The organism is Sulfurimonas xiamenensis, from assembly GCF_009258045.1.
Lineage (GTDB): Bacteria > Campylobacterota > Campylobacteria > Campylobacterales > Sulfurimonadaceae > Sulfurimonas > Sulfurimonas xiamenensis.
Window position 1 is genome coordinate 199,787 of the sequence record NZ_CP041166.1, and the last position, 19,004, is coordinate 218,790.

Sequence of the window (19,004 nt, forward strand, 5' to 3'; positions counted from 1 at the left end):
ATGACTCGTATGAAAGAAAAATATTTAGGTTTAAAATCTGAACTTCAAGCTGACCTTGGGATAAAAAATCCAATGCAGACTCCTGCATTAGAGAAAATCGTTATCTCTGTAGGTGCAGGTTTTGCAATGAAAGATAATAAACTTATTCAAAATATTGAAGATACTATTACTGCAATTGCAGGGCAAAAAGCAAGTACTGTAATAGCTAAGAAATCTGTTGCTGGATTTAAAGTTCGTGAAGGTATGCCTGTAGGTGTTCGTGTAACACTTCGCGGTGAAAAAATGTACGGATTTCTTGATCGTCTTGTTTCTATAGCTCTTCCGCGTGTAAAAGACTTCCGTGGAGTTCCAAGAAACGGTTTTGATGGTCGTGGTAATTACAACTTTGGTTTGCAAGAACAATTGATTTTCCCGGAAATTAGTTATGATTCTATTATGCAAATCCATGGTATGAACATCACAGTTGTTACAACAGCTGAATCAGACAAGGCAGGATTTGCTCTTTTAGAGAAATTGGGTATGCCTTTTACTAAAGGGAGCAACTAATGGCTAAGAAATCGATGATTGCTAAAGCAGCAAGAGAGCCAAAGTTTAAAGTTCGTGGTTATACAAGATGTCAGATTTGTGGTCGTCCACACTCTGTACTTCGTGACTTCGGTATCTGTCGTGTATGTTTTAGAAAAATGGCAAATGAGGGATTAATCCCAGGCGTTAGAAAGTCAAGCTGGTAAGCAAAAGCTTATCTTTGAAACTTCTAATGATTAGCAAAGGAAAATAAATGATAAATGATTTAGTATCGGATGCGTTAACTCGTATTCGTAATGCTGGTATGAGAAGATTGGATGTTACTACGCTTGTTCACTCTAAGAGTGTTGAAGCGTTAGCAAACATTTTAGTTGAAAAAGGTTATATTGAGAGTTGTAATGTTGTTGAAGACGGCGTTAAAAAAACTATTAATGTTGTACTAAAGTATGATGAAAATGGTAAAACTGTTATCAATGAAATGAAAAGAGTATCTAAACCTGGCCGTCGTGTATACAAAGGCAAAGAAGATATTAAACGATTCAAAAATGGTTACGGAACTATTATTGTTAGTACATCACACGGCGTTTTACCAAACGATAAAGCTTACGAGCTTGGTATCGGCGGTGAAGTAATGTGTACGGTTTGGTAGGGAGATAGCATGTCAAGAATTGGTAAATTACCTGTAGAATTTGCATCAGATATTACTGTAAATGCAAATGGAAATGTTATAACTTTTGCTAAAGGCAAAAATAGTGTTGATTTAGATACAAAAGGAAATGTTGCTTTCAATATCGACGGCAATGTATTGACTTTTGCTACTCTTTCAGATTCTCGTGAGCATAGAGCTTTCTGGGGAACATATCGTGCATTGGCTCAAAACATCGTTACTGGTTTAACAACTGGCTATACAAAACAGTTAGAGATCAATGGTGTTGGTTACCGTGCTGCAGTAAACGGCAGAGTGCTTAACCTACAACTTGGATTTTCTCACGATATCAACTATGAGTTGCCAGATAGTATCGAAGCAAGCGTTGAAAAGAATGTTATTACTTTAAAGAGCCATGACAAGCAAGCGCTTGGTCAAGTTGCTGCAGAAGTAAGAGGATTCCGTCCACCAGAGCCGTATAAAGGCAAAGGTGTTAAATATGTTGAAGAGCATATCGTGCGTAAAGCCGGTAAAACTTCTAAGAAATAAGGGAGGAGTATAGATGAAAGCAAAAGTACTAAAAAGCAAAATTGCTAATCGCTTAAAAAGAAAGCGTCGTATTCGTGCAAAAATATCTGGTTGTGCTTCACTTCCTCGTGTTTCTGTGTTTCGTTCAAATCGTTATTTGAGTGTTCAAGCTATTGATGATGCAACAGCAACAACATTGGCTGCTCTTAACTCAAAAGCAATAGGTCAAAAAGCAAACAAAGATGGTGCAGCTGCACTTGGTGCGGCATTTGCTGCTACGCTAAAAACAGCTAACATCACTTCGATTGTATTTGATCGTAATGGTTACCAATACCACGGTGTTATAGCTGCATTTGGTGACGCACTTCGTGCAAACGAAATTAAGTTCTAGGGGTTAAAATGGAAATCAATAGAGAAGATTTTGAAGAATCAATTGTAAATATAGGTCGTGTTACAAAAGTTGTAAAAGGTGGGCGTCGTTTTCGTTTTACAGCACTTGTAGTTGTTGGTGATAAAAAAGGTACTATCGGTTTTGGTGCTGGAAAAGCGAAAGAAGTTCCAGATGCTATCAAAAAAGCTGTAGATAATGCGTTTAAAAACCTAAGTAAAGTAAGTATCAAAGGTACTACAATTGCACATGACATTGAACATAAGTACAATGCAAGTCGTGTTCTTTTAAAGCCGGCATCAGAAGGTACAGGGGTAATCGCGGGTGGTGCTACTCGTCCTGTTCTTGAGCTTGCAGGTATTCAAGACATACTTACAAAGTCAATAGGTTCAAACAATCCAAATACACTAGTGCGCGCAACAGTTGAAGCACTAGGTCGTTTAAAAGGATAGATGATGGGTATTGAAAATTTAACGCCGGCAGAGGGTTCTGTAAAGAATCGTAAAAGAGTCGGTCGCGGACAAGGTTCGGGAACAGGTAAAACTGCTGCTCGCGGATCTAAAGGTCAAAAAGCTCGTACTGGTTACAAGAGAAAAAGAAACTTTGAGGGTGGACAGCAGCCACTAGCAAGAAGACTTCCAAAAATCGGATTTACTTCTCGTGTAATCAAGCCGTATGTAATCAATGTAGAGAAAATAAAAGCAGTTGCTGAACTTTCTGAAATTACTATGGAGAGTATCCGTAGTGTTCATAAAATAGCTGCTTGTGTTACTAAAGTTAAGTTGGTTGGTGCATCTGCAAAAGATTTAGCATCAAAAATTAAAGACGACAGCGTTACTACTACAGGTAAATAGTCGTGAATAAAAATCTAGTAAATAAGATACTTATTACTATCGGGTTTTTATTTATTTATCGCCTACTGGCATATGTGCCAGTTCCAGGCGTAGATGCTTCTGTTATCGCTTCATTCTTCGACTCACATCAATCAGATGCCCTTGGACTTTTTAATATGTTTAGCGGTAATGCTGTTGAGAGAATGTCAATCATAGCTCTTGGAATTATGCCTTATATTACTGCTTCTATCATTATGGAGCTTTTAGCAGCTACATTTGCCCCTCTTGGACAGATGAAAAAAGAGCGTGACGGAATGGTTAAGTATATGCAAATTATCCGCTATGCGACAATTGTAATTACAATCATTCAAGCAATAGGTATCAGTGTCGGACTTCAGAGTCTTACAGGACCAAATGGTAACAGTGCAATATTGGTTGATCATAACACATTTATAATGCTTTCTGCTGTTTCTATGGTAGCAGGTACCATGCTTCTTATGTGGATAGGCGAGCAGATCACACAAAACGGTATCGGCAATGGTATCTCTTTGATTATCTTTGCGGGAATCGTATCAGCTATCCCAAGTGCAATCGGTCAAACGATTACAATGGTAAATACAGGTGCAATGAGTTTTCTAACTGTGCTTGCAATTCTTGCTTTGATACTTGGAACTGTCGGTGTAATTATTTATGTTGAACTTGGCGAGCGCCGTGTACCTGTTACATACGCTAAAAAAGTTATAATGCAAAACCAAAATAAAAGAGTTATGAACTATATCCCTATCAAAGTAAATTTATCGGGTGTTATTCCGGTTATCTTTGCGAGTGCGATACTTATGTTTCCTATGACTGTTTTATCAAGCAGTACAAACCCTACTGTTATGGCAATTGCAGATCATCTAAACCCGAATAGTTATTTCTTTAACTTTTTGACATTTGTTTTTGTTGTTTTCTTTGCATTTTTTTATGCATCGATTACTTTTAACTCAAAAGATATTGCAGAAAATCTGAAAAAACAGGGTGGATTTATTCCTGGTATTCGTACCGGTAATGCAACTAGTGAATTTTTAAATACAACAGCAAGTAATCTTACTTTTACAGGTGCACTCTATCTTGGTTTAGTTGCAACGCTGCCGTTTATGATTATAAAAGGGATGGGTGTTCCATTTTTCTTTGGCGGTACTGCGGTGTTGATTGTTGTTCAAGTCGCGCTTGATACAATGAGAAAAATCGAGGCTCAGGTTTACATGAGTAAATATGAGACACTAAGTGCAGTTGGTCTATAAATAATGTCAATTGCGCTTAGAAAACCTGCAGAAATTGAGAAATTAAGAGCTGCCAATAAAATTGTTGGCGGTGCTTTAGAGTTGTTAAGACAAAATACAAAACCTGGAATCTCTTTAAAAGAGCTTGATGCAATGGCAGAGGATTTTATCCGCTCTCACGGCGCAAGACCCTCTTTTAAAGGGCTTTACGGCTTCCCAAATGCAGTTTGTACTTCACTTAATCAAGTTATTATTCACGGTATTCCTACTGATTACAAACTTCAAGAGGGTGATATTATCGGTTATGATATTGGAACAGAACTTGAGGGATGGTACGGAGATGCAGCAATAACTGCGCCGGTAGGTAAAATAAGCGCAAAAGATGAAGCGCTTATTGCATGTGCTAAAGATTCTCTTTATGAAGCGATAGAATCTATAAAAGAGGGTATGAGATTTAAAGAACTCTCAGCTGTTTTAGAAAATGCTATCCGATCAAGAGGCTTTATCCCGCTTCACAGTTTTTGTGGACACGGTATCGGTAGAAAACCTCATGAAGAGCCTGAAATACCAAACTATCTTGAAGGGAAAAACGCAAAAGCGGGACCTAAGATTAAAAATGGAATGGTTTTTTGTTTGGAACCGATGATTTGTCAAAAGGATTCAAAACCGCTTATTTTAGAAAATAAGTGGGATGTTGTTAGTGCCGATGGTTTAAACGGTTCACACTATGAGCATACTGTTGCAGTTATCAATGGTAAAGCTGAAATTTTATCTCTGGCTTGAGAAAAAAAGGATTAAAATGGCTAAATCAGATGTTATCGAAGTTGATGGCAAGATTATAGAGGCTTTGCCAAATGCAACATTTCGTGTTGAGTTAGAAAACGGACATATTATTTTATGTCATATTGCAGGTAAAATGCGTATGCACTATATTAAAATACTTCCGGGTGACAAAGTAAAACTTGAATTAACTCCATACTCACTTGATAAAGGTCGTATCACTTACAGATACAAATAAAAAGAGGTTTTAAATCCTCTTTTTATATTAAAATATTTGTGTATTTCTAAATTCTGATATCTCAGTTTCAACCATCTCGTTGATCATGATTTTAAAAAGATCAGAAATCATATTTGGAGATACATTTTCTTGAATTGCTAAATTACGAACTCTTTGCAGAATAAAATCTATTCTATCATCAGCCTTAACCTCTTCAATACTGTTTTTAAACAATACAGCTTGACGCACAAGATGACTTCTTTGAGATATAAGTTTAACAATTAACTCATCTATCTTGTCAATCTCTTCTCTGACCTCTTCTAATGAATTACATTTTTTTACACTCGACATATAATTTCTCCATTTGGTATAAGAAATATTATCCTAAAAGAGATAATAATTGAGCTTTAAAATATATCTCTATATTGCTATATTAGCTCTTTAGGTATATCCCGCTCTCTTTAATCTCAATAGCTCCGCTCTCTTGCAAAGCTGTAAGCGATCTTTTATAAGCTTTTTTGCTTAATCCAAATACATTTTTAATCAACTCCGGATCGCTTTTATAGTTATAAGGCATAATTCCGCCGTTTTGTTTTAAAAGAGAGAGGATTTTTTCGTTTGAGGCATCTTTTTGTTTTGCCCCGCCGGCTTGAAGGCTTAAGTCGATGCAGCCATCTTTTCTAACATTTTTTACAAATGCTTTTCTTTCGCTTCCAATCTCTATCTTTTCAAAGATCTCATTGTGATAAATCAAACCCTCATATTTATCTTCCACAATACATTTAAATCCAAGAGGTGTTTTTGCAATAATAAGTATCTTAACCTCTTTGTTTGGAGCGAGTCCTTTCGGTCTTTTATCAAAAAAGTTACCTAGCTTCTCGGTGCCTACAAGACGATGAGTCTTTTCATCATAAACGACTTTTAAAAATCTTTTGTCACCTATCTTAAATTTCTCTTTTTGAAACATATTTGGGACGAATAGATCTTTGGCAAGCCCCCAGTTTACAAATGCCCCAAAAGGCGCTACATCAACGACTTCAAAAAGAGCATATTCATCAAGCATAGCTTTTGGCTTAAGAGTAGTGGCAATAAGTCTGTCCTCTGAGTCGGTATATAAAAATACCTCCAAAAGAGTATCTTCTTGCATTGCATCAGTTACATATGCTTGAGGCAAAAGCACATCTTTTTCATCAACTGCTTTTAAAAATATACCGTGAGGTGTGTGTCTGTCAACTAGCAGGCAGTTTATGCGCCCGAGTTCTAAATGTTGGTTTTGTTGCAAAATATTTCCTTGTAATTCCGTCTATCTCAATTTTTGAGAATATAATTCGACATTATACCTCTTTTAAAGAGAAGAAGGTAAAGAGAAATTTGCTCTCTTTTTACATTAAAGAGAGCAGAACTGCTAAAAGAACCGGCGGTGTAACGATAAGTCCAAATTTTGTGTATGATAAAAAATCTATTTTTACACCTTTTTTATTGAGCGTATGAAGCCACAGAAGAGTTGCAAGTGAGCCAAAAGGAGTCATTTTTGGTCCAAGGTTACAACCGATAATATTTGCATAAATCATCGCTTCATTAGCGATATCCTTAAGCGCTATATCCATAATCATAATAGTCGGCATATTGTTCATAAGCGCAGAGAGGGCTGCAGCTAAAAATCCTGTTCCGACAATGGCTACAACCTCATTTTGCGCATTGAGGTGCAGCAGTATCTCTGTTAAGTAGTCAGTCAGCCCTTCATTTTTAAGACCATAAACAACAACATACAACCCAAGCGAGAACCATACAACCTGCCATGGTGCATTTTTAATAATATGTTTGGGCTCAACTGTTTTTGTAAAGCCGGCAATTGCCAAAAAGATGATGCCGCCGCCAAGAGCAAATACCGAAACAGGGATGCCGTATGCATCGCCAATAAAATAGCCGCTTAATAAAAGAGCTAAAAAGAGCCAGCTAAAGTTGAAGAGTGCTCTGTTTTTTATAACTTCTTCTGGTTTTTTAAGTAGATTTATATCAACATGCCCAGGAATATCTTTTCTTAAAAGCAGCCAAAGAACAAGCATGCTTATTGTGGTACTTACAAAATAGGGCATAATCATATTTGAAAAAAATGCGCCAAAACCGATGTCGAAGTAGTTTGCTGTTACGATATTTGTAAGATTTGAAAATACAAAAGGCAAAGAGGCACTGTCGCTGATAAATCCTCCTGCGAGTAAAAATGCAAGAATTGTTTTTGCATTGAGTCGCAAAATATGCATTTTAGCAAGTAAAATTGGAGTTAAAATTAGCGCTGCTCCGTCATTTGCAAAAACCGCCGAAACTACTGCGCCAAGAAGGATAGAGTAAAAAAACATTCTCTTGCCGCTCCCTTTTGAGAGCTTTGCCATCTTAAGTGCCGCCCACTCAAAAAAACCTATCTCATCCAGGACCATTGAGAGGATAATAATCCCTATAAATGCCAGTGTCGCATCCCATATAATATCAAAAACTGCTACGACATCATTGAAATTAACAACACCCGCAATAAGGGCAACAACGGCTCCGATAACGGCAGTGGTGCCAATTTGGAGTCCACGCGGCTGCCAGATAACAAAGATAAGAGTTATAAGAAAAATGCTAAAAGAGAACAACATATTAAAAGAGCTCGGTTTTTACTACTGGAAGCAGAGCAGTTTTAATAGCGTCAAAAGTTTTAACAAACTCTTCGTACTCTTTTCCATCAGGATCAGCAAAGCCCACATGTACTACTTTTGCTTTATTTGGAAAAAGAGGACAGCTCTCTTTGGCATTGTCACAGACCGTAACGACGAGGTCAAACTCTATATCTAAAACTTCATCAAGAGTTTTTGAGTGATAGCTCTCTCTCCATGCACCGTTTTCTTTTAAGACTCTTTTTGCATTAGGATTTACTTTGTTGGTTGCCTTAACACCGGCGCTATATGCCTCTACACTTTCGATATTTTGATTTATCAATGCTTCTGCAATTATTGAGCGGCAGCTGTTTCCTGTACATAATACCAAAACTTTTTTACTCACTTTTACATCCTCTTTTTAAAATCGGCAATACAATTCCTAAAGAGTTTATCTCTTTTAAAATCGATTGTCTAAACTCATCTAATGGTGTTCTAATGCTGTAGTGTGCCCATCTGCCGCGTCTCTCTACTTTTAAAAAACCTGCATCTTTTAAGATTTTTAGATGTCTTGATATACGCGACTGGATCATATCAAAAGAGTTTTCTATATCGCAGACACAAACTTCTTTGTATTTATCTATAAAGTGCAAAATTTCAACTCTTGTCTTGTCGTTTACAGCGCCTATCGTATTTAAAAAAATATCCATAAAAAGAGCCTCCTTTTTTAACGAGAAAATTGTAGCTAAAAATAATTAATATATCAAGATATGTTGATATATTAATTAAAAACATTTTAAAAATTTTAAAATGCTTCTTATCTGTCGTAGAGATAAAATTTATTGTATCTGATGATTTCGCTTAAGTTTTCTGCATATTTTTCGCCTATTTCAGAGTAGCTGTCCAATTTTTCTATTAATATATATGGATCATCAGTCTGCATCTTTAGCTCTCTAAAATCTTTATATGCGTAAGAGCGGGCAAGTGTTTTGTAGTAATCTCTTATCGAATCTTTAATATCGGAATATTTTTTAAGCCAAATTGTTCTGCTGCCTCTTTGCTGTACTGCTGCAATTCTTGGCTCGTTTTTGTTAAAAGACCAGATGCCGTACAGATTATTTGCTTCTACAAAAAATCTTGATTTTGCCCAGGCGCTCTCCATGGCAGCTTGAGCGATAGAAATGCTTACAGGATGGGGTTTAAGTGCCATAAGCAGCTCTTCATCACTCTCTACTCCATAATACTCTTTTAGCTCTGAAATTTTTTCTTTGTATTCATCATTTTCTAAATTTTGAGCAATCTCTTCATATTGCGTTTGAAGTTCATTATGTACCGAATTTATTGCAGGTATTATCAAGGTGTTAAATTGCTTCTTTTTCTGTTCTACGCTTGCTGCTTTGTTTGCGGATTTTTTCTTCTCTTTCTTGATTTTTTCAGCTTTTTCAATTTGTTTTATTTTTTCAATTTGTTTTATTTTTTCAACTTCTTCAATTTTAGATTGTGAAAAAAAAGTGCTTAAAAAGAAAAGAAGCAGCATTACTAAAAAAATTAAAAGTGTGTTTTCATATAAAAATTTCAAATTAAAAACTCCATATTTAATTTTTTAGCATAGGCTCCCAGCATGGCTCTTTCAAAATCATTGTTGGTTGCATATTGGTAACCAAATGTTTCCTTCCACATTTCATGCTCTTCCATGCAGAGATAGAAAAATACCTCTTTATGCCATGGCGCAAAACTGTTATAAGCATGTTTAAACATCTCTACTTTTATGTCATACGGGTAGGAGCTTTTGCCACTTGCATCCTCAAAAGGCATTTGGGTGATTTTGCTTCTAAACTCTCTATTTCTTAGCTGCTTAATCACAGGTTTTATAAATGTCAGCGTACCAAAACTAACAAGTGCGACTTCATAAGCCTGAAACTCTTTGAGTAATCGTTTATAGATCTCTTCGTATTCACTTAAATAGTTCTCATATTCAACAATCGGATGAAAATGAAAACCTACTTTCACCCCTTTGTCTGCTACTTTTCTGGCAGCATTGATGCGTTTATCAAGCGAAGCCGTCAAATGCTCCTCGTTTTGTATAATAGTAGGCGTGTTAAGTGACCAGGTGCATAAAATATTTTTTGGCACTTCATTTTCCAGAAGATAGCTTATGTTGTCTGATTTTGTTTTAAACTCTAAAATTACATTTTTGTTTTCTCTTGCAAATTCAAACAAAGCATCTAAAATGCCCTCTCTGTTTCCCCACATAAGCGAATCAGAAGCCTGTCCTGTTCCAATGTGATATGTTCTGTTTTTTTCAAGATTTAAATTTTTTAGTTTTGCTGCAAAACTGCTGTCAAAAGTTATGGTGTTTTGATTGTAAAAAGATTGTATAGAGCAGTAGGAACAGTCAAATCCGCAGCTCTCAACAGCGTCAAGAGTCAAAAGGTTGCAGCATCTTGTTTTTTCGCTGGCCACCGGACAGAGTCCTAGACCAAAACCCTCTTTTTTCTCAGTTTTAAAATGAAACTTCTGCTCTTTTGCACTGTTTTTAAGTTTAAAATTTTTATAAGAGTTAGGTTTTTCTCTTAATGCATTATATGCTTTTATAAGTCTTGAAAAAACAACTTTTTTTTGAGTGTGATCCGGAAAAAACTCTATAATACTTTTTTCATTCCACATCTCTAAGTCTCTAGCAATGTCAATAATCTGTTTAATTTCAGAAAATGAAAATTTTAGCTCAAGTGATTTTAGTTTTATAAAATCTTGCTCATTTGAGGTAAGTTTATAAAAAACTGTATTTTTTATAGCCTCATTAAATTTATCTAAATATGAATTCATGATGGAATTTTAGCAAAAAAATGAAACATTTTGTTATTTTGTTATTTTTATTGATACATTTGTACCTATATTAACTTTACTTTTAACTTCAATATTGTAATGGTGGATATCTAAAATCATTTTAACAATCGCAAGACCCAGGCCGCTTCCTCCCTCTTTTCGCGAACGAATTTTGTCGGCTTTGTAAAACTTCTCAAAAATATGCGGCAAATCTTTTTCTTCTATTCCATAACCGTTGTCTTTGATTTTTAAGATGTATTCATTATCATTTTCATCCATGTAGATATCTATTTTAGAGTTTTTTGGACTGTAGATAACCGCGTTTTTAAGTATGTTGCTAATAGCAATTTTTAAGAGAGTTTCGTTTGCGTAGATTGTTGCGGGGATAATTTTTTTAGCTTCAATAGCTATGTTTTTTGTCAGGGCAAATTTTTTTATCTGCAATATAGTATCCATGATTACTTCATCTAAATATAGTTCTTTAAAATCGTTTTTTAATTCGCTTGTATTCTTTTTAGCAAGAAATAGCAGCTGATTGATTATTTTTTCTATAGCAATGCTCTCTTCTAATATATCTTTTAAAATCTCTTTATACTCTTGAGGTTCTCTCTCATGTTTAAGAGCAACTTCAATTTCCCCGCGGATAACGGTTAGCGGGGTTTTGAGTTCATGGGAGGCGTTATTGCTAAAATCTGTTACTTTATTAAAAGAGTCTTCGAGATTGTTTAAAAGCTGGTTGAAAGTAGAAATAAGATCTTTAATTTCGCTTGGGATATTATTTGTACTTACTCGTTTTGATAAATTTTGCGCTGATATAGATTTAACCGAAGTTATAACCTCTTTAACAGGAGAGAGTATTCTGCTTATTAGTATGTTTGCAATAATTGAAAATATAATCAAAACAATAGGAGTTGCAATAATAAGACCGAGCAGAAGCTGTTTTAGATAGGGAGATTCAATATCCTTTTTCATGGCAAGCTGAATAAAAACTTTGGTATCTTCTTTTTCAAAAATAAGCATAGAGCTTGTGCGATAAGAGTTTTTATCAAAATAGTATATACTCCCCACATGTCCAATCTCATTTAGAGGTATATCAAAGAGCCAGCTGTGAATTTTTGAAGAGAGTGTTTCATGCTCTATTTTTTTGCTTTTTTTGTTGTAATAGATAATTTTTACAAAAAGAGGCTCTATAGAAAACTCTTCTATAAGTTCGTTTGCCATGTTAGAAGCATCATCATAACCCTCTTTTTTAAAATCGGGTATAACATCGATAGAGATCATCTTTAACTGGGTGTCCGTGGTATTTAAAACACCTTTTTTTGCCGTATTATAGATAAAAGCGCCGTAAACAAATAGAACAATTACATTTGTAATAAAAAAATAAAAAAGCAGTTTTAATCTTAGACTTTTAGACATCTTGATCGCTTAGCATGTAGCCTAAACCTCGTACGGTATGTATAAGTTTCAGGTCAAAATCTTTGTCTATTTTGTTTCTCAGCCTGTAGATGTAAACATTTATAATATTGCTCATACTCTCCTGTTCCATGTCGCTTAGATTCTCTTTTATAACTGTTTCACTTAAGAGCTTTTTGCTGTTTCTTGCCAAAAACTCCAATAATGCATACTCTTTTGCAGTCAATTTTATCTTTTTATCTGCCCGCTTGACCTCATGGTGTGTGGTGTCTATTGTTAAATCTGCAACCGTTATGATATTTGAAGTAGTTGAGGGGTTTCGTAGTTTTGCCCGGATACGAGCCAGGAGCTCTTCAAAGGCAAACGGTTTTGTCAGGTAATCATCCGCGCCGCTGTCAAGACCGTCTATCTTATCTTCTACTTTGTCTCTTGCCGTTAACATGATAACAGGGGTAGCTATATTTTTGCTTCTTATATTTTTGCATACATCAATGCCGTTTAAACCGTGAATCATTAAATCGAGCAAAATAACATCATAAGAGTTTGTCTCTATAAGATAAACAGCTTCATATCCGTTGTCTGTAACATCGACGCTGTAAGACTCTTCTTGAAGCCCTTTTTTTATAAAAGAGGCTATTTTTTCATCATCTTCAACAACTAGAATGCGCATAACTATCCTTTACAAAAATTCAGCCAGTACTATCGCCCATGTAACAATAAATACAAAAATACTTAAAAAAACTATAGTGCTCCCCACATCCTTTGCACGGCCCGCCATATGATGATGCTCAAGCGTAACCAAATCAACTACTCTCTCAATCGCACTATTGACGGCTTCAGCTATAAGCATTCCGCTTAGTGATATAAACATTAAAGCCTTTTGTGTTAAGTTTATATCTATAAATATAATTATAGGCATTAGAATTATAGCTGCTATAACTTCTATTTTAAAAGATGTTTCGTTTTGAATCAAGTCTTTTAAACCTTTTAGAGCGTAATTTGTATTTTTAAAAAAGTTATATTTTGGCTGGTTTCTCAATTTTTTTCCTTTATCTATAGAGTTTTTTATTGTACATGTAATCAAGTGCTACTACAAAAGCCAAAGCATCTTTTTCCAGTTTTTCATCATGATCGCTCAAGGTTAGATGATTGCTTTTATCAAGATATGTTTTTGGGTCCTTGTATAAAAATGTGAGCGGTTTTTGCCCGGGTCTGACAATCACTACTTTATCATCTGCTCTTAGAGCGTATGATGAGTGAAACTGCATCAATGAGATATTTTGTTTTTTATCACTAAATATTGAGTGCCCCATTATAGGATATTTTAGATCAATACCTATTAAATCAAGTGCCGTTGCCAATACATCAGGTTGAGAAGCAATTTTATCATAAATCATAGGTTGAATGCCACCGCCTAAAATAATACCGGGGATATGAAACATATTGACTGGTACCATATCGTCTCCGTAGACCCGCACATTATGATCTGCGATTACTACAAAAACCGTGTCTTTATAATAAGACTCTTTTTTTGCCAGTTCAAAAAAGCGACCTATCGCATGGTCTGCATATTTAACGGCATTTTTTACACTGTTTTGTGGAACATCTTTTAAAAGTTCGATCTTCTCACACGGGAACTCAAAGGGAGAGTGGTTTGATTGTGAAAACATAATCGTTGCAAATTTTTGCCCTTTTGCATGTAGCTTTTTAAACTCTTCATTCGCTTTAACTACCAAATCCTCATCACAAACTCCCCAAGGAGCTACAAATGTGGGGTTTTCAAATTTGGGCTGATCTATTATCTCATCAAATCCGTTACCGCTGTACCATCCACGCATATTATCAAATCTGCTCTCTCCGCCGTAAATAAACGAAGTGTGATATCCAAACGGTTTAAGAGCCGAAGCTATAGTAAAAAAATCTTTTTGAGATTTGTTTCTTTTTACTACTCCCACACCAGGAACTGCCAAATTTCCGGCACTTACTGCGGCAAGTCCTCTCACGCTTCTTGTCCCATTCGAGTAGAGATCCTTAAATAGTATTGCCTCTTTGCTTAATCTGTTAAAGTTTGGCGTTATCCCATCTTCTCCTCCGGCGGCATGTACGAACTGATAACCGAAGCTCTCTTGTACGAATATAACTAGATTTTTAGGCTTATCACTCTTAAAATGACTTTTTTCAATTCTTGAAAAAATGGATTTCTTGTCGTCTGACTCAATAGAGAGTCTTTTTTTAACTCGTGCCAAAGCTTCTTTTATATCCATTTTTCCATACTGTTTTACCTCACCGCCTTCATGTACGGCATTGCTGTAGATGGCATAACCTATACTATGAAGCGAGTTTTTTGTTATCTCGTTTACCATTCTGTTTGTCGAAAACATGGCATCGGATATATTAGCCCCTCTATGTCCAAATGATGAGCGAACACCCATAAAGAGCAGTGCCAAGATAGGTAAAAACATAGCGGCTCTTTTTATATAATGAGTCTCAAAAACATTTAAAAAATCATCTTTTGCATGTTTTTGATAAAAGTATATAAACACTCCTATCATCATAAAAGTTATAAGCAGTTCTGCTTTATAGTCTGCAAATATCATTGCAAAAACCTCTTTAGGGTATATCAAATACTCTACAAAAAGGTAATTGGGTCTTACATCGTATTGCGCTACGAACGGAAACGTCGCATTTTCTATATAAATTACAAGCGAAAATATCACTAAAAGGTAATATTTTAAAAAACCGTTTGCAATATCTTTGAATTTTACTGGGGTAAAAGAGAGAATTGTAAGAGGAATAACCAAGAGGATAGATGCCGTAATGGTATCCATTCTCAACCCGTAGATAAATGTCAGCCAGTAATCAACACCACTGTTTTTAAAATTGTCGAAATAGAGGACAAATAAAAATAGTCTCCCTATAAAAAATATGGTTATCAAAAGTAAGTAGTACTTAAATAGTTTTTTTAACATGTATGTTCTGCCTTTGTCTGTTTTAACGTAAAAGAATATACTTTTTTGATTACATCAATATGAACATAGTATGAATTTTTGTTCATACTTCTTATGAAAAAAAATTCATCTTTTTTTCATCAACATTTCATCTCTTTTTTCTACTCTTTTACAATTTATTTTAAGGATGTTTGATGCAAAAATATATGCGAAGCAGATGTGCGATTATCGGTTTGTTTTTTTTATTGTTTTTGAGTGTTTCTGCTGTTACTAGAAGCGTTCTTTTGTTTAAATCTATAAATATGATAGATTTATCTTTTTTAGAGTTGTTGAAAATATATGGTGTTGGAGCATTTTATGATTTTATAAGTGTTGGCTATTTGGCATCACTTTTTGTTCTTTATCTGCTGTTTTTACCGCAGAAATTTCTTAATCATAAAATCCATCGCTATATCACATATATATTTGTTTATATTTTTCTGTTTGGTATAGTCTTTTTAGCATTTAGCGAATGGTTTTTCTGGGATGAGTTTAATGTTAGATTTAATTTTATAGCAGTTGATTATTTAATCTATACAAAAGAGGTTATCGGCAATATTAACGAATCTTACCCAATGGGTATTTTAATTACTGTTATCTCTTTTATATCCGCACTACTTTTTTATGCGGTTTATAAATTGCAATATATTGAAAATTTTTTAAAAAGCCAAAGCCTCTTTAAAGAGCGTTTTAAATCATCGCTTATATATCTTTTGATTCCCGCTCTCTCTTTTGCATCTGTAACCGGCGATCTCTCAAAGATATCCAGCAATCAATACGATAACGAACTCAGCAAATCTGGCCTGTACTCTTTGTTTGAGGCATTTAGAAACAATACACTCGATTATGATATGTTTTATGTAACGCAAAATAGTGAAAAAGTTCTTTCAACTTTAAAAAATTCTATAGATTCAAATCCTTCTGTTTTTACGGATACAGAGGATATAACCAGAAATATAATAAAATCCGGCGAAGAGAAAGATTACAATATTATGATGATAGTTGTTGAGAGCTTAAGCGGTAAGTTTATCGAGTCGCTTGGCGGAGAAAAAAATCTTACTCCAAATCTGGACTCTTTGATAAAAGAGAGCCTCTTTTTTAATAATTTTTATGCAACCGGTACTAGAACTGTAAGGGGCATGGAGGCGATTACTCTCTCAGTGCCGCCTACGCCGGGGCGCTCAATTGTAAAAAGACCTGATAATCACAATATGTACTCAAGCGGATTTATCTTTAAAAACAAGGGGTATGAAACCAAGTTTATATATGGCGGACACGGTTATTTTGACAATATGAATGAATTTTTTTCAAATAACGGGTTTGGCATTGTAGATAGAGTAGATTTTAGCGATGAAGAGGATACTTTTCACACGGTATGGGGAGTTTGTGATGAGGATCTGTTAAACAAGAGTTTAAAAGAGGCTGATCTCTCCTATAAAGCACACAAACCTTTTATGAGTTTTATCATGACAACATCAAACCACAGACCTTATGATTATCCGAATGGGCGCATAGATATTCCTTCGCACACCGGAAGAGAGGGCGCTGTTAAATATACTGATTATGCGATAGGAGAGTTTATAAAAAAGGCCAAAGAGAAGCCGTGGTTTAAAAATACAATTTTTGTAATAGTAGCTGATCACTGCTCGACAAGTGCGGGTAAAATTGAGCTTCCTCTGGATAAATATCATATTCCTTTGATTGTCTATGCTCCGGAGATTATAAAACCTATGGTTGTCGATAAAGTTTCTAGTCAAATAGATATTATGCCGACGCTCTTTGGTATGCTGAATTGGTCATATAAAAGTAAATTTTACGGCAATGATATATTGAGTCCATCTTTTCAGGAGAGAGCATTGATAGGAACATATCAAAAACTTGGACTTTACAAAAGCAATAAGCTGACTGTTTTATCTGCGGGCAAAAAGATAAAAAGTTACGAGGTACTTGAGCAAGATGTCTTTAGTACAAAATATAAAGATATTCAGACAGATACGGAATCTAAAAATAATATTGTAAGTTATTATCAAGGGGCAAGTTCTCTTCATAAAAAGGGGCTGGATAGATATGACGACTAAAAGAGAGATAATAGTCGCATTAGCATCTCTTGCAGCTATTTTCTTTCTTTTTGAGTTTACAAATATCGATATATTTGTGCAAAATTACTTTTATGATGAGGTTACACAAAAATGGCTTTTGTTGCATCAGAAAGGAACTCTGCTAGATATGCTTTTTTATACCGGCATTAAAAAAGCAATTATAATTTTTGGAGTTTTTATTCTATCTTTGTATTTATACTCTTTTAAAGATTCTGCACAGAGATTAAAAGAGTATAGAAGTGGATTGCTGATAGTTTGGCTGAGCATAGCTATGGTTCCGCTTATTGTCGGTGCTATAAAAGCTGTTTCAAATGTACCTTGCCCATACGATTGTAAATATTTTGGGGGAGAGTATCCATATATAAGAGTTTTTGATAGTATGCCCCAGGAGATAGTAAAAAAATTCAAATGCTATCCAGCCGGCCATGCAAGCGGCGGTTTTGCACTAATGTCGCTATTTTTTCTATTTAAGGAGCGAAAAAACAGATTTATTGCTCTAGGAGTTGCAGTGCTGATTGGCTGGAGCATGGGGTTGTATAAGATGCTGATAGGGCATCATTACTTAGGCCATACTGTGATAACTATGATTCTGGCATGGTTTTTAATCCTGGTAATTTATAAAATCGTAAAATAAATATTGCATTTTGAAATATTATTTGGCAACAAACATTTTTTTCATTACCATAGTATTTAAAAAAGGCATAATATGATTTTAGGAAAATGCCCATACTGCAGTGACGGACACATTGAAGTAAGAGACAAAGAGATAAGCGGTAAAAAAGTTAAACTTTATGCTTGTTCAAATGCGCACTGGAAAACAGAGGATGGAGAGATGTTTGAACTAAGAGAGGATGCTACATGTGATTTTAAAATTTGGCAGAATAGCCTTGCTAGATATGGGAAGTGGCTTACATATAAAGAAGTGAGGGAACTTTTAGAAAATGAAACGATAGAGGTAGAGCTGCTTAGTAAAAAATATGGCAAAAAGATCTACTATAATAAATATATAGTTTTAAATCCTGAGTATGGAGTGAGTGTTTTATGGGATTAGGCTGTAGTAAAAAAGAATGAAAGCAGTTAATATTATACAAAACATAATGCTTTAATAAATCTTTTACATTTATTTGTGTATAATCCACATCCGCTTTGTTGTTTTGACATTAAGCTAGAGTATTTTTATCTATATAGGGATGTATAGATAAAAGTATTGGCATGCAAACAGAGATGCTTGCCTAAATGCAGCAAAGATTGGGTACCAAAGACAAATAGTGAAGCTTATAAGAGGCTTGTCCCTCTCACCTTTAGGTGTGGCTTTAGTGACTAATACAAAAGGCTGAGAGTTATCTTAGTTTTTTTGTGAGATAAAATAGTATAAGGACTTTCAATGAAAGTAAGAGCTTCAGTTAAGAAGATGTGTGATGATTGTAAAGTTATCAAAAGAAAAGGCATTGTAAGAGTAATCTGCAAAGTTAAAAAACATAAACAGAGACAAGGATAATCATGGCTCGTATTTCTGGTGTTGATTTACCTAAAAAGAAAAGAGTAGAGTATGGACTAACATACATCTATGGAATTGGTTTACATGCTTCTCGCAAGATTTTAGATGCGAGTGGAATAGACTATAACAAAAGAGTTTACGAACTGAGCGAAGATGATGTTGCAGCGATCACAAAAGAGATTCGTGCAAATCATATCGTAGAAGGTGATCTTCGTAAGCAAGTAGCAATGGACATTAAAGCACTTATGGATTTAGGTTCATACAGAGGTCTTCGTCACCGTCGTGGTCTTCCATGTCGTGGTCAAAAAACTAAGACAAATGCGCGTACTCGTAAGGGCAAGCGTAAAACTGTCGGCGCAGCGTAAG

At 35.1% G+C, this 19,004-nt stretch carries 26 protein-coding genes; 15 read left to right on the forward strand and 11 right to left on the reverse strand.

The window, feature by feature from the left end:
- Genes rplE through infA form a run of 10 tightly spaced genes read left to right on the forward strand, consistent with a single transcriptional unit; the run spans position 1 to position 5,203 of the window.
- Positions 1 to 546, forward strand: a complete 546-nt coding sequence (rplE, locus tag FJR47_RS01120; protein WP_152298659.1) for a 50S ribosomal protein L5 — start codon at positions 1 to 3, stop codon at positions 544 to 546.
- Positions 546 to 731 (forward strand): type Z 30S ribosomal protein S14, encoded by a 186-nt coding sequence (locus FJR47_RS01125; protein WP_152298660.1) that lies wholly within the window; start codon positions 546 to 548, stop codon positions 729 to 731. Before rplE ends, FJR47_RS01125 begins: the two co-directional genes overlap by 1 nt.
- A gap of 47 nt (positions 732 to 778) precedes the next feature.
- Positions 779 to 1,174 (forward strand): 30S ribosomal protein S8, encoded by a 396-nt coding sequence (rpsH, locus tag FJR47_RS01130; RefSeq protein WP_152298661.1) that lies wholly within the window; start codon positions 779 to 781, stop codon positions 1,172 to 1,174.
- Between the two features lie 9 nt (positions 1,175 to 1,183).
- Positions 1,184 to 1,720, forward strand: a complete 537-nt coding sequence (gene rplF, locus FJR47_RS01135; protein WP_152298662.1) for a 50S ribosomal protein L6 — start codon at positions 1,184 to 1,186, stop codon at positions 1,718 to 1,720.
- Positions 1,721 to 1,733: 13 nt separating this feature from the next.
- Positions 1,734 to 2,090: a 50S ribosomal protein L18 gene (rplR, locus tag FJR47_RS01140; RefSeq protein ID WP_152298663.1), complete on the forward strand. Its 357-nt coding sequence runs from the start codon at positions 1,734 to 1,736 to the stop codon at positions 2,088 to 2,090.
- Positions 2,091 to 2,098: 8 nt separating this feature from the next.
- Entirely contained in the window at positions 2,099 to 2,539 is a 441-nt protein-coding gene (rpsE, locus tag FJR47_RS01145; RefSeq protein ID WP_152298664.1) for a 30S ribosomal protein S5, read from the forward strand.
- A 3-nt stretch (positions 2,540 to 2,542) separates the two neighbouring features.
- Entirely contained in the window at positions 2,543 to 2,941 is a 399-nt protein-coding gene (gene rplO, locus FJR47_RS01150) for a 50S ribosomal protein L15 (RefSeq protein WP_152298665.1), read from the forward strand.
- 2 nt (positions 2,942 to 2,943) lie between these two features.
- Positions 2,944 to 4,206, forward strand: a complete 1,263-nt coding sequence (gene secY, locus FJR47_RS01155; protein WP_152298666.1) for a preprotein translocase subunit SecY — start codon at positions 2,944 to 2,946, stop codon at positions 4,204 to 4,206.
- Between the two features lie 3 nt (positions 4,207 to 4,209).
- Complete coding sequence (map, locus tag FJR47_RS01160; protein ID WP_152298667.1) at positions 4,210 to 4,968, forward strand: type I methionyl aminopeptidase; 759 nt, start codon at positions 4,210 to 4,212, stop codon at positions 4,966 to 4,968.
- A 16-nt stretch (positions 4,969 to 4,984) separates the two neighbouring features.
- Complete coding sequence (gene infA / locus FJR47_RS01165) at positions 4,985 to 5,203, forward strand: translation initiation factor IF-1 (RefSeq protein ID WP_008338996.1); 219 nt, start codon at positions 4,985 to 4,987, stop codon at positions 5,201 to 5,203.
- A 27-nt stretch (positions 5,204 to 5,230) separates the two neighbouring features.
- Here the strand turns inward: infA and FJR47_RS01170 are convergent, their stop codons facing one another.
- From FJR47_RS01170 to FJR47_RS01220, 11 genes are all read right to left on the reverse strand, one after another.
- Positions 5,231 to 5,533 carry a chorismate mutase gene (locus FJR47_RS01170; RefSeq protein WP_152298668.1) on the reverse strand — a complete coding sequence of 101 codons (303 nt, stop codon included), beginning with the start codon at positions 5,531 to 5,533 and terminating at the stop codon, positions 5,231 to 5,233.
- 82 nt (positions 5,534 to 5,615) lie between these two features.
- Positions 5,616 to 6,464: a CvfB family protein gene (locus FJR47_RS01175; protein ID WP_152298669.1), complete on the reverse strand. Its 849-nt coding sequence runs from the start codon at positions 6,462 to 6,464 to the stop codon at positions 5,616 to 5,618.
- A 100-nt stretch (positions 6,465 to 6,564) separates the two neighbouring features.
- Complete coding sequence (locus tag FJR47_RS01180) at positions 6,565 to 7,818, reverse strand: arsenic transporter (RefSeq protein WP_152298670.1); 1,254 nt, start codon at positions 7,816 to 7,818, stop codon at positions 6,565 to 6,567.
- A gap of 1 nt (position 7,819) precedes the next feature.
- A complete protein-coding gene (locus FJR47_RS01185; protein WP_152298671.1) occupies positions 7,820 to 8,221 on the reverse strand; it encodes an arsenate reductase ArsC in 402 nt (133 codons plus the stop codon).
- Positions 8,214 to 8,525 carry an ArsR/SmtB family transcription factor gene (locus FJR47_RS01190; RefSeq protein ID WP_152298672.1) on the reverse strand — a complete coding sequence of 104 codons (312 nt, stop codon included), beginning with the start codon at positions 8,523 to 8,525 and terminating at the stop codon, positions 8,214 to 8,216. The genes FJR47_RS01185 and FJR47_RS01190 overlap by 8 nt, the downstream gene beginning before the upstream one ends.
- A gap of 107 nt (positions 8,526 to 8,632) precedes the next feature.
- On the reverse strand, positions 8,633 to 9,394 hold the full coding sequence (locus tag FJR47_RS01195; protein ID WP_152298673.1) for a glucosaminidase domain-containing protein: 762 nt from the start codon (positions 9,392 to 9,394) through the stop codon (positions 8,633 to 8,635).
- Positions 9,391 to 10,641, reverse strand: a complete 1,251-nt coding sequence (locus tag FJR47_RS01200; RefSeq protein WP_152298674.1) for an SPL family radical SAM protein — start codon at positions 10,639 to 10,641, stop codon at positions 9,391 to 9,393. The genes FJR47_RS01195 and FJR47_RS01200 overlap by 4 nt, the downstream gene beginning before the upstream one ends.
- Before the next feature lie 33 nt (positions 10,642 to 10,674).
- On the reverse strand, positions 10,675 to 12,057 hold the full coding sequence (locus FJR47_RS01205; protein WP_152298675.1) for a sensor histidine kinase: 1,383 nt from the start codon (positions 12,055 to 12,057) through the stop codon (positions 10,675 to 10,677).
- Positions 12,050 to 12,724, reverse strand: a complete 675-nt coding sequence (locus FJR47_RS01210; RefSeq protein WP_152298676.1) for a response regulator — start codon at positions 12,722 to 12,724, stop codon at positions 12,050 to 12,052. Before FJR47_RS01210 ends, FJR47_RS01205 begins: the two co-directional genes overlap by 8 nt.
- Before the next feature lie 9 nt (positions 12,725 to 12,733).
- Positions 12,734 to 13,093 (reverse strand): diacylglycerol kinase, encoded by a 360-nt coding sequence (locus FJR47_RS01215; protein WP_152298677.1) that lies wholly within the window; start codon positions 13,091 to 13,093, stop codon positions 12,734 to 12,736.
- Positions 13,094 to 13,103: 10 nt separating this feature from the next.
- Entirely contained in the window at positions 13,104 to 15,023 is a 1,920-nt protein-coding gene (locus FJR47_RS01220) for an LTA synthase family protein (protein WP_152298678.1), read from the reverse strand.
- Between the two features lie 173 nt (positions 15,024 to 15,196).
- Between FJR47_RS01220 and FJR47_RS01225 the strand changes: the two genes are divergently transcribed.
- The 5 genes from FJR47_RS01225 (at position 15,197) to rpsM (ending at position 19,003) form a co-directional block, all read left to right on the forward strand.
- The gene (locus tag FJR47_RS01225; RefSeq protein ID WP_152298679.1) at positions 15,197 to 17,119 is read left to right on the forward strand and encodes an LTA synthase family protein; all 1,923 of its coding nucleotides are present in this window, start codon (positions 15,197 to 15,199) and stop codon (positions 17,117 to 17,119) included.
- Positions 17,109 to 17,774, forward strand: coding sequence for a phosphatase PAP2 family protein (locus FJR47_RS01230; protein ID WP_152298680.1), 666 nt, complete (start codon positions 17,109 to 17,111; stop codon positions 17,772 to 17,774). The genes FJR47_RS01225 and FJR47_RS01230 overlap by 11 nt, the downstream gene beginning before the upstream one ends.
- Positions 17,775 to 17,846: 72 nt before the next feature.
- Complete coding sequence (locus FJR47_RS01235; RefSeq protein ID WP_152298681.1) at positions 17,847 to 18,191, forward strand: hypothetical protein; 345 nt, start codon at positions 17,847 to 17,849, stop codon at positions 18,189 to 18,191.
- A gap of 333 nt (positions 18,192 to 18,524) precedes the next feature.
- Positions 18,525 to 18,638 (forward strand): 50S ribosomal protein L36, encoded by a 114-nt coding sequence (gene rpmJ, locus FJR47_RS01240; RefSeq protein ID WP_008338806.1) that lies wholly within the window; start codon positions 18,525 to 18,527, stop codon positions 18,636 to 18,638.
- Between the two features lie 2 nt (positions 18,639 to 18,640).
- A complete protein-coding gene (gene rpsM / locus FJR47_RS01245) occupies positions 18,641 to 19,003 on the forward strand; it encodes a 30S ribosomal protein S13 (protein WP_152298682.1) in 363 nt (120 codons plus the stop codon).
- Position 19,004: the final 1 nt, after the last annotated feature.

Bases quoted from the DNA above. Each gene is read 5' to 3' on its own strand.
- map (WP_152298667.1), top strand. From the start codon at position 4,210: ATGTCAATTGCGCTTAGAAAACCTGCAGAAATTGAGAAATTAAGAGCT.
- rplR (WP_152298663.1), top strand. From the start codon at position 1,734: ATGAAAGCAAAAGTACTAAAAAGCAAAATTGCTAATCGCTTAAAAAGA.
- FJR47_RS01210 (WP_152298676.1), bottom strand. From the start codon at position 12,724: ATGCGCATTCTAGTTGTTGAAGATGATGAAAAAATAGCCTCTTTTATA.
- FJR47_RS01200 (WP_152298674.1), bottom strand. From the start codon at position 10,641: ATGAATTCATATTTAGATAAATTTAATGAGGCTATAAAAAATACAGTT.
- FJR47_RS01235 (WP_152298681.1), top strand. From the start codon at position 17,847: ATGATTTTAGGAAAATGCCCATACTGCAGTGACGGACACATTGAAGTA.
- FJR47_RS01125 (WP_152298660.1), top strand. From the start codon at position 546: ATGGCTAAGAAATCGATGATTGCTAAAGCAGCAAGAGAGCCAAAGTTT.
- FJR47_RS01170 (WP_152298668.1), bottom strand. From the start codon at position 5,533: ATGTCGAGTGTAAAAAAATGTAATTCATTAGAAGAGGTCAGAGAAGAG.
- rplO (WP_152298665.1), top strand. From the start codon at position 2,543: ATGGGTATTGAAAATTTAACGCCGGCAGAGGGTTCTGTAAAGAATCGT.
- infA (WP_008338996.1), top strand. From the start codon at position 4,985: ATGGCTAAATCAGATGTTATCGAAGTTGATGGCAAGATTATAGAGGCT.
- rpsE (WP_152298664.1), top strand. From the start codon at position 2,099: ATGGAAATCAATAGAGAAGATTTTGAAGAATCAATTGTAAATATAGGT.
- rpsM (WP_152298682.1), top strand. From the start codon at position 18,641: ATGGCTCGTATTTCTGGTGTTGATTTACCTAAAAAGAAAAGAGTAGAG.
- rpsH (WP_152298661.1), top strand. From the start codon at position 779: ATGATAAATGATTTAGTATCGGATGCGTTAACTCGTATTCGTAATGCT.
- rplE (WP_152298659.1), top strand. From the start codon at position 1: ATGACTCGTATGAAAGAAAAATATTTAGGTTTAAAATCTGAACTTCAA.
- FJR47_RS01180 (WP_152298670.1), bottom strand. From the start codon at position 7,818: ATGTTGTTCTCTTTTAGCATTTTTCTTATAACTCTTATCTTTGTTATC.
- rpmJ (WP_008338806.1), top strand. From the start codon at position 18,525: ATGAAAGTAAGAGCTTCAGTTAAGAAGATGTGTGATGATTGTAAAGTT.
- FJR47_RS01205 (WP_152298675.1), bottom strand. From the start codon at position 12,057: ATGTCTAAAAGTCTAAGATTAAAACTGCTTTTTTATTTTTTTATTACA.
- FJR47_RS01190 (WP_152298672.1), bottom strand. From the start codon at position 8,525: ATGGATATTTTTTTAAATACGATAGGCGCTGTAAACGACAAGACAAGA.
- FJR47_RS01220 (WP_152298678.1), bottom strand. From the start codon at position 15,023: ATGTTAAAAAAACTATTTAAGTACTACTTACTTTTGATAACCATATTT.
- rplF (WP_152298662.1), top strand. From the start codon at position 1,184: ATGTCAAGAATTGGTAAATTACCTGTAGAATTTGCATCAGATATTACT.
- FJR47_RS01225 (WP_152298679.1), top strand. From the start codon at position 15,197: ATGCAAAAATATATGCGAAGCAGATGTGCGATTATCGGTTTGTTTTTT.
- FJR47_RS01230 (WP_152298680.1), top strand. From the start codon at position 17,109: ATGACGACTAAAAGAGAGATAATAGTCGCATTAGCATCTCTTGCAGCT.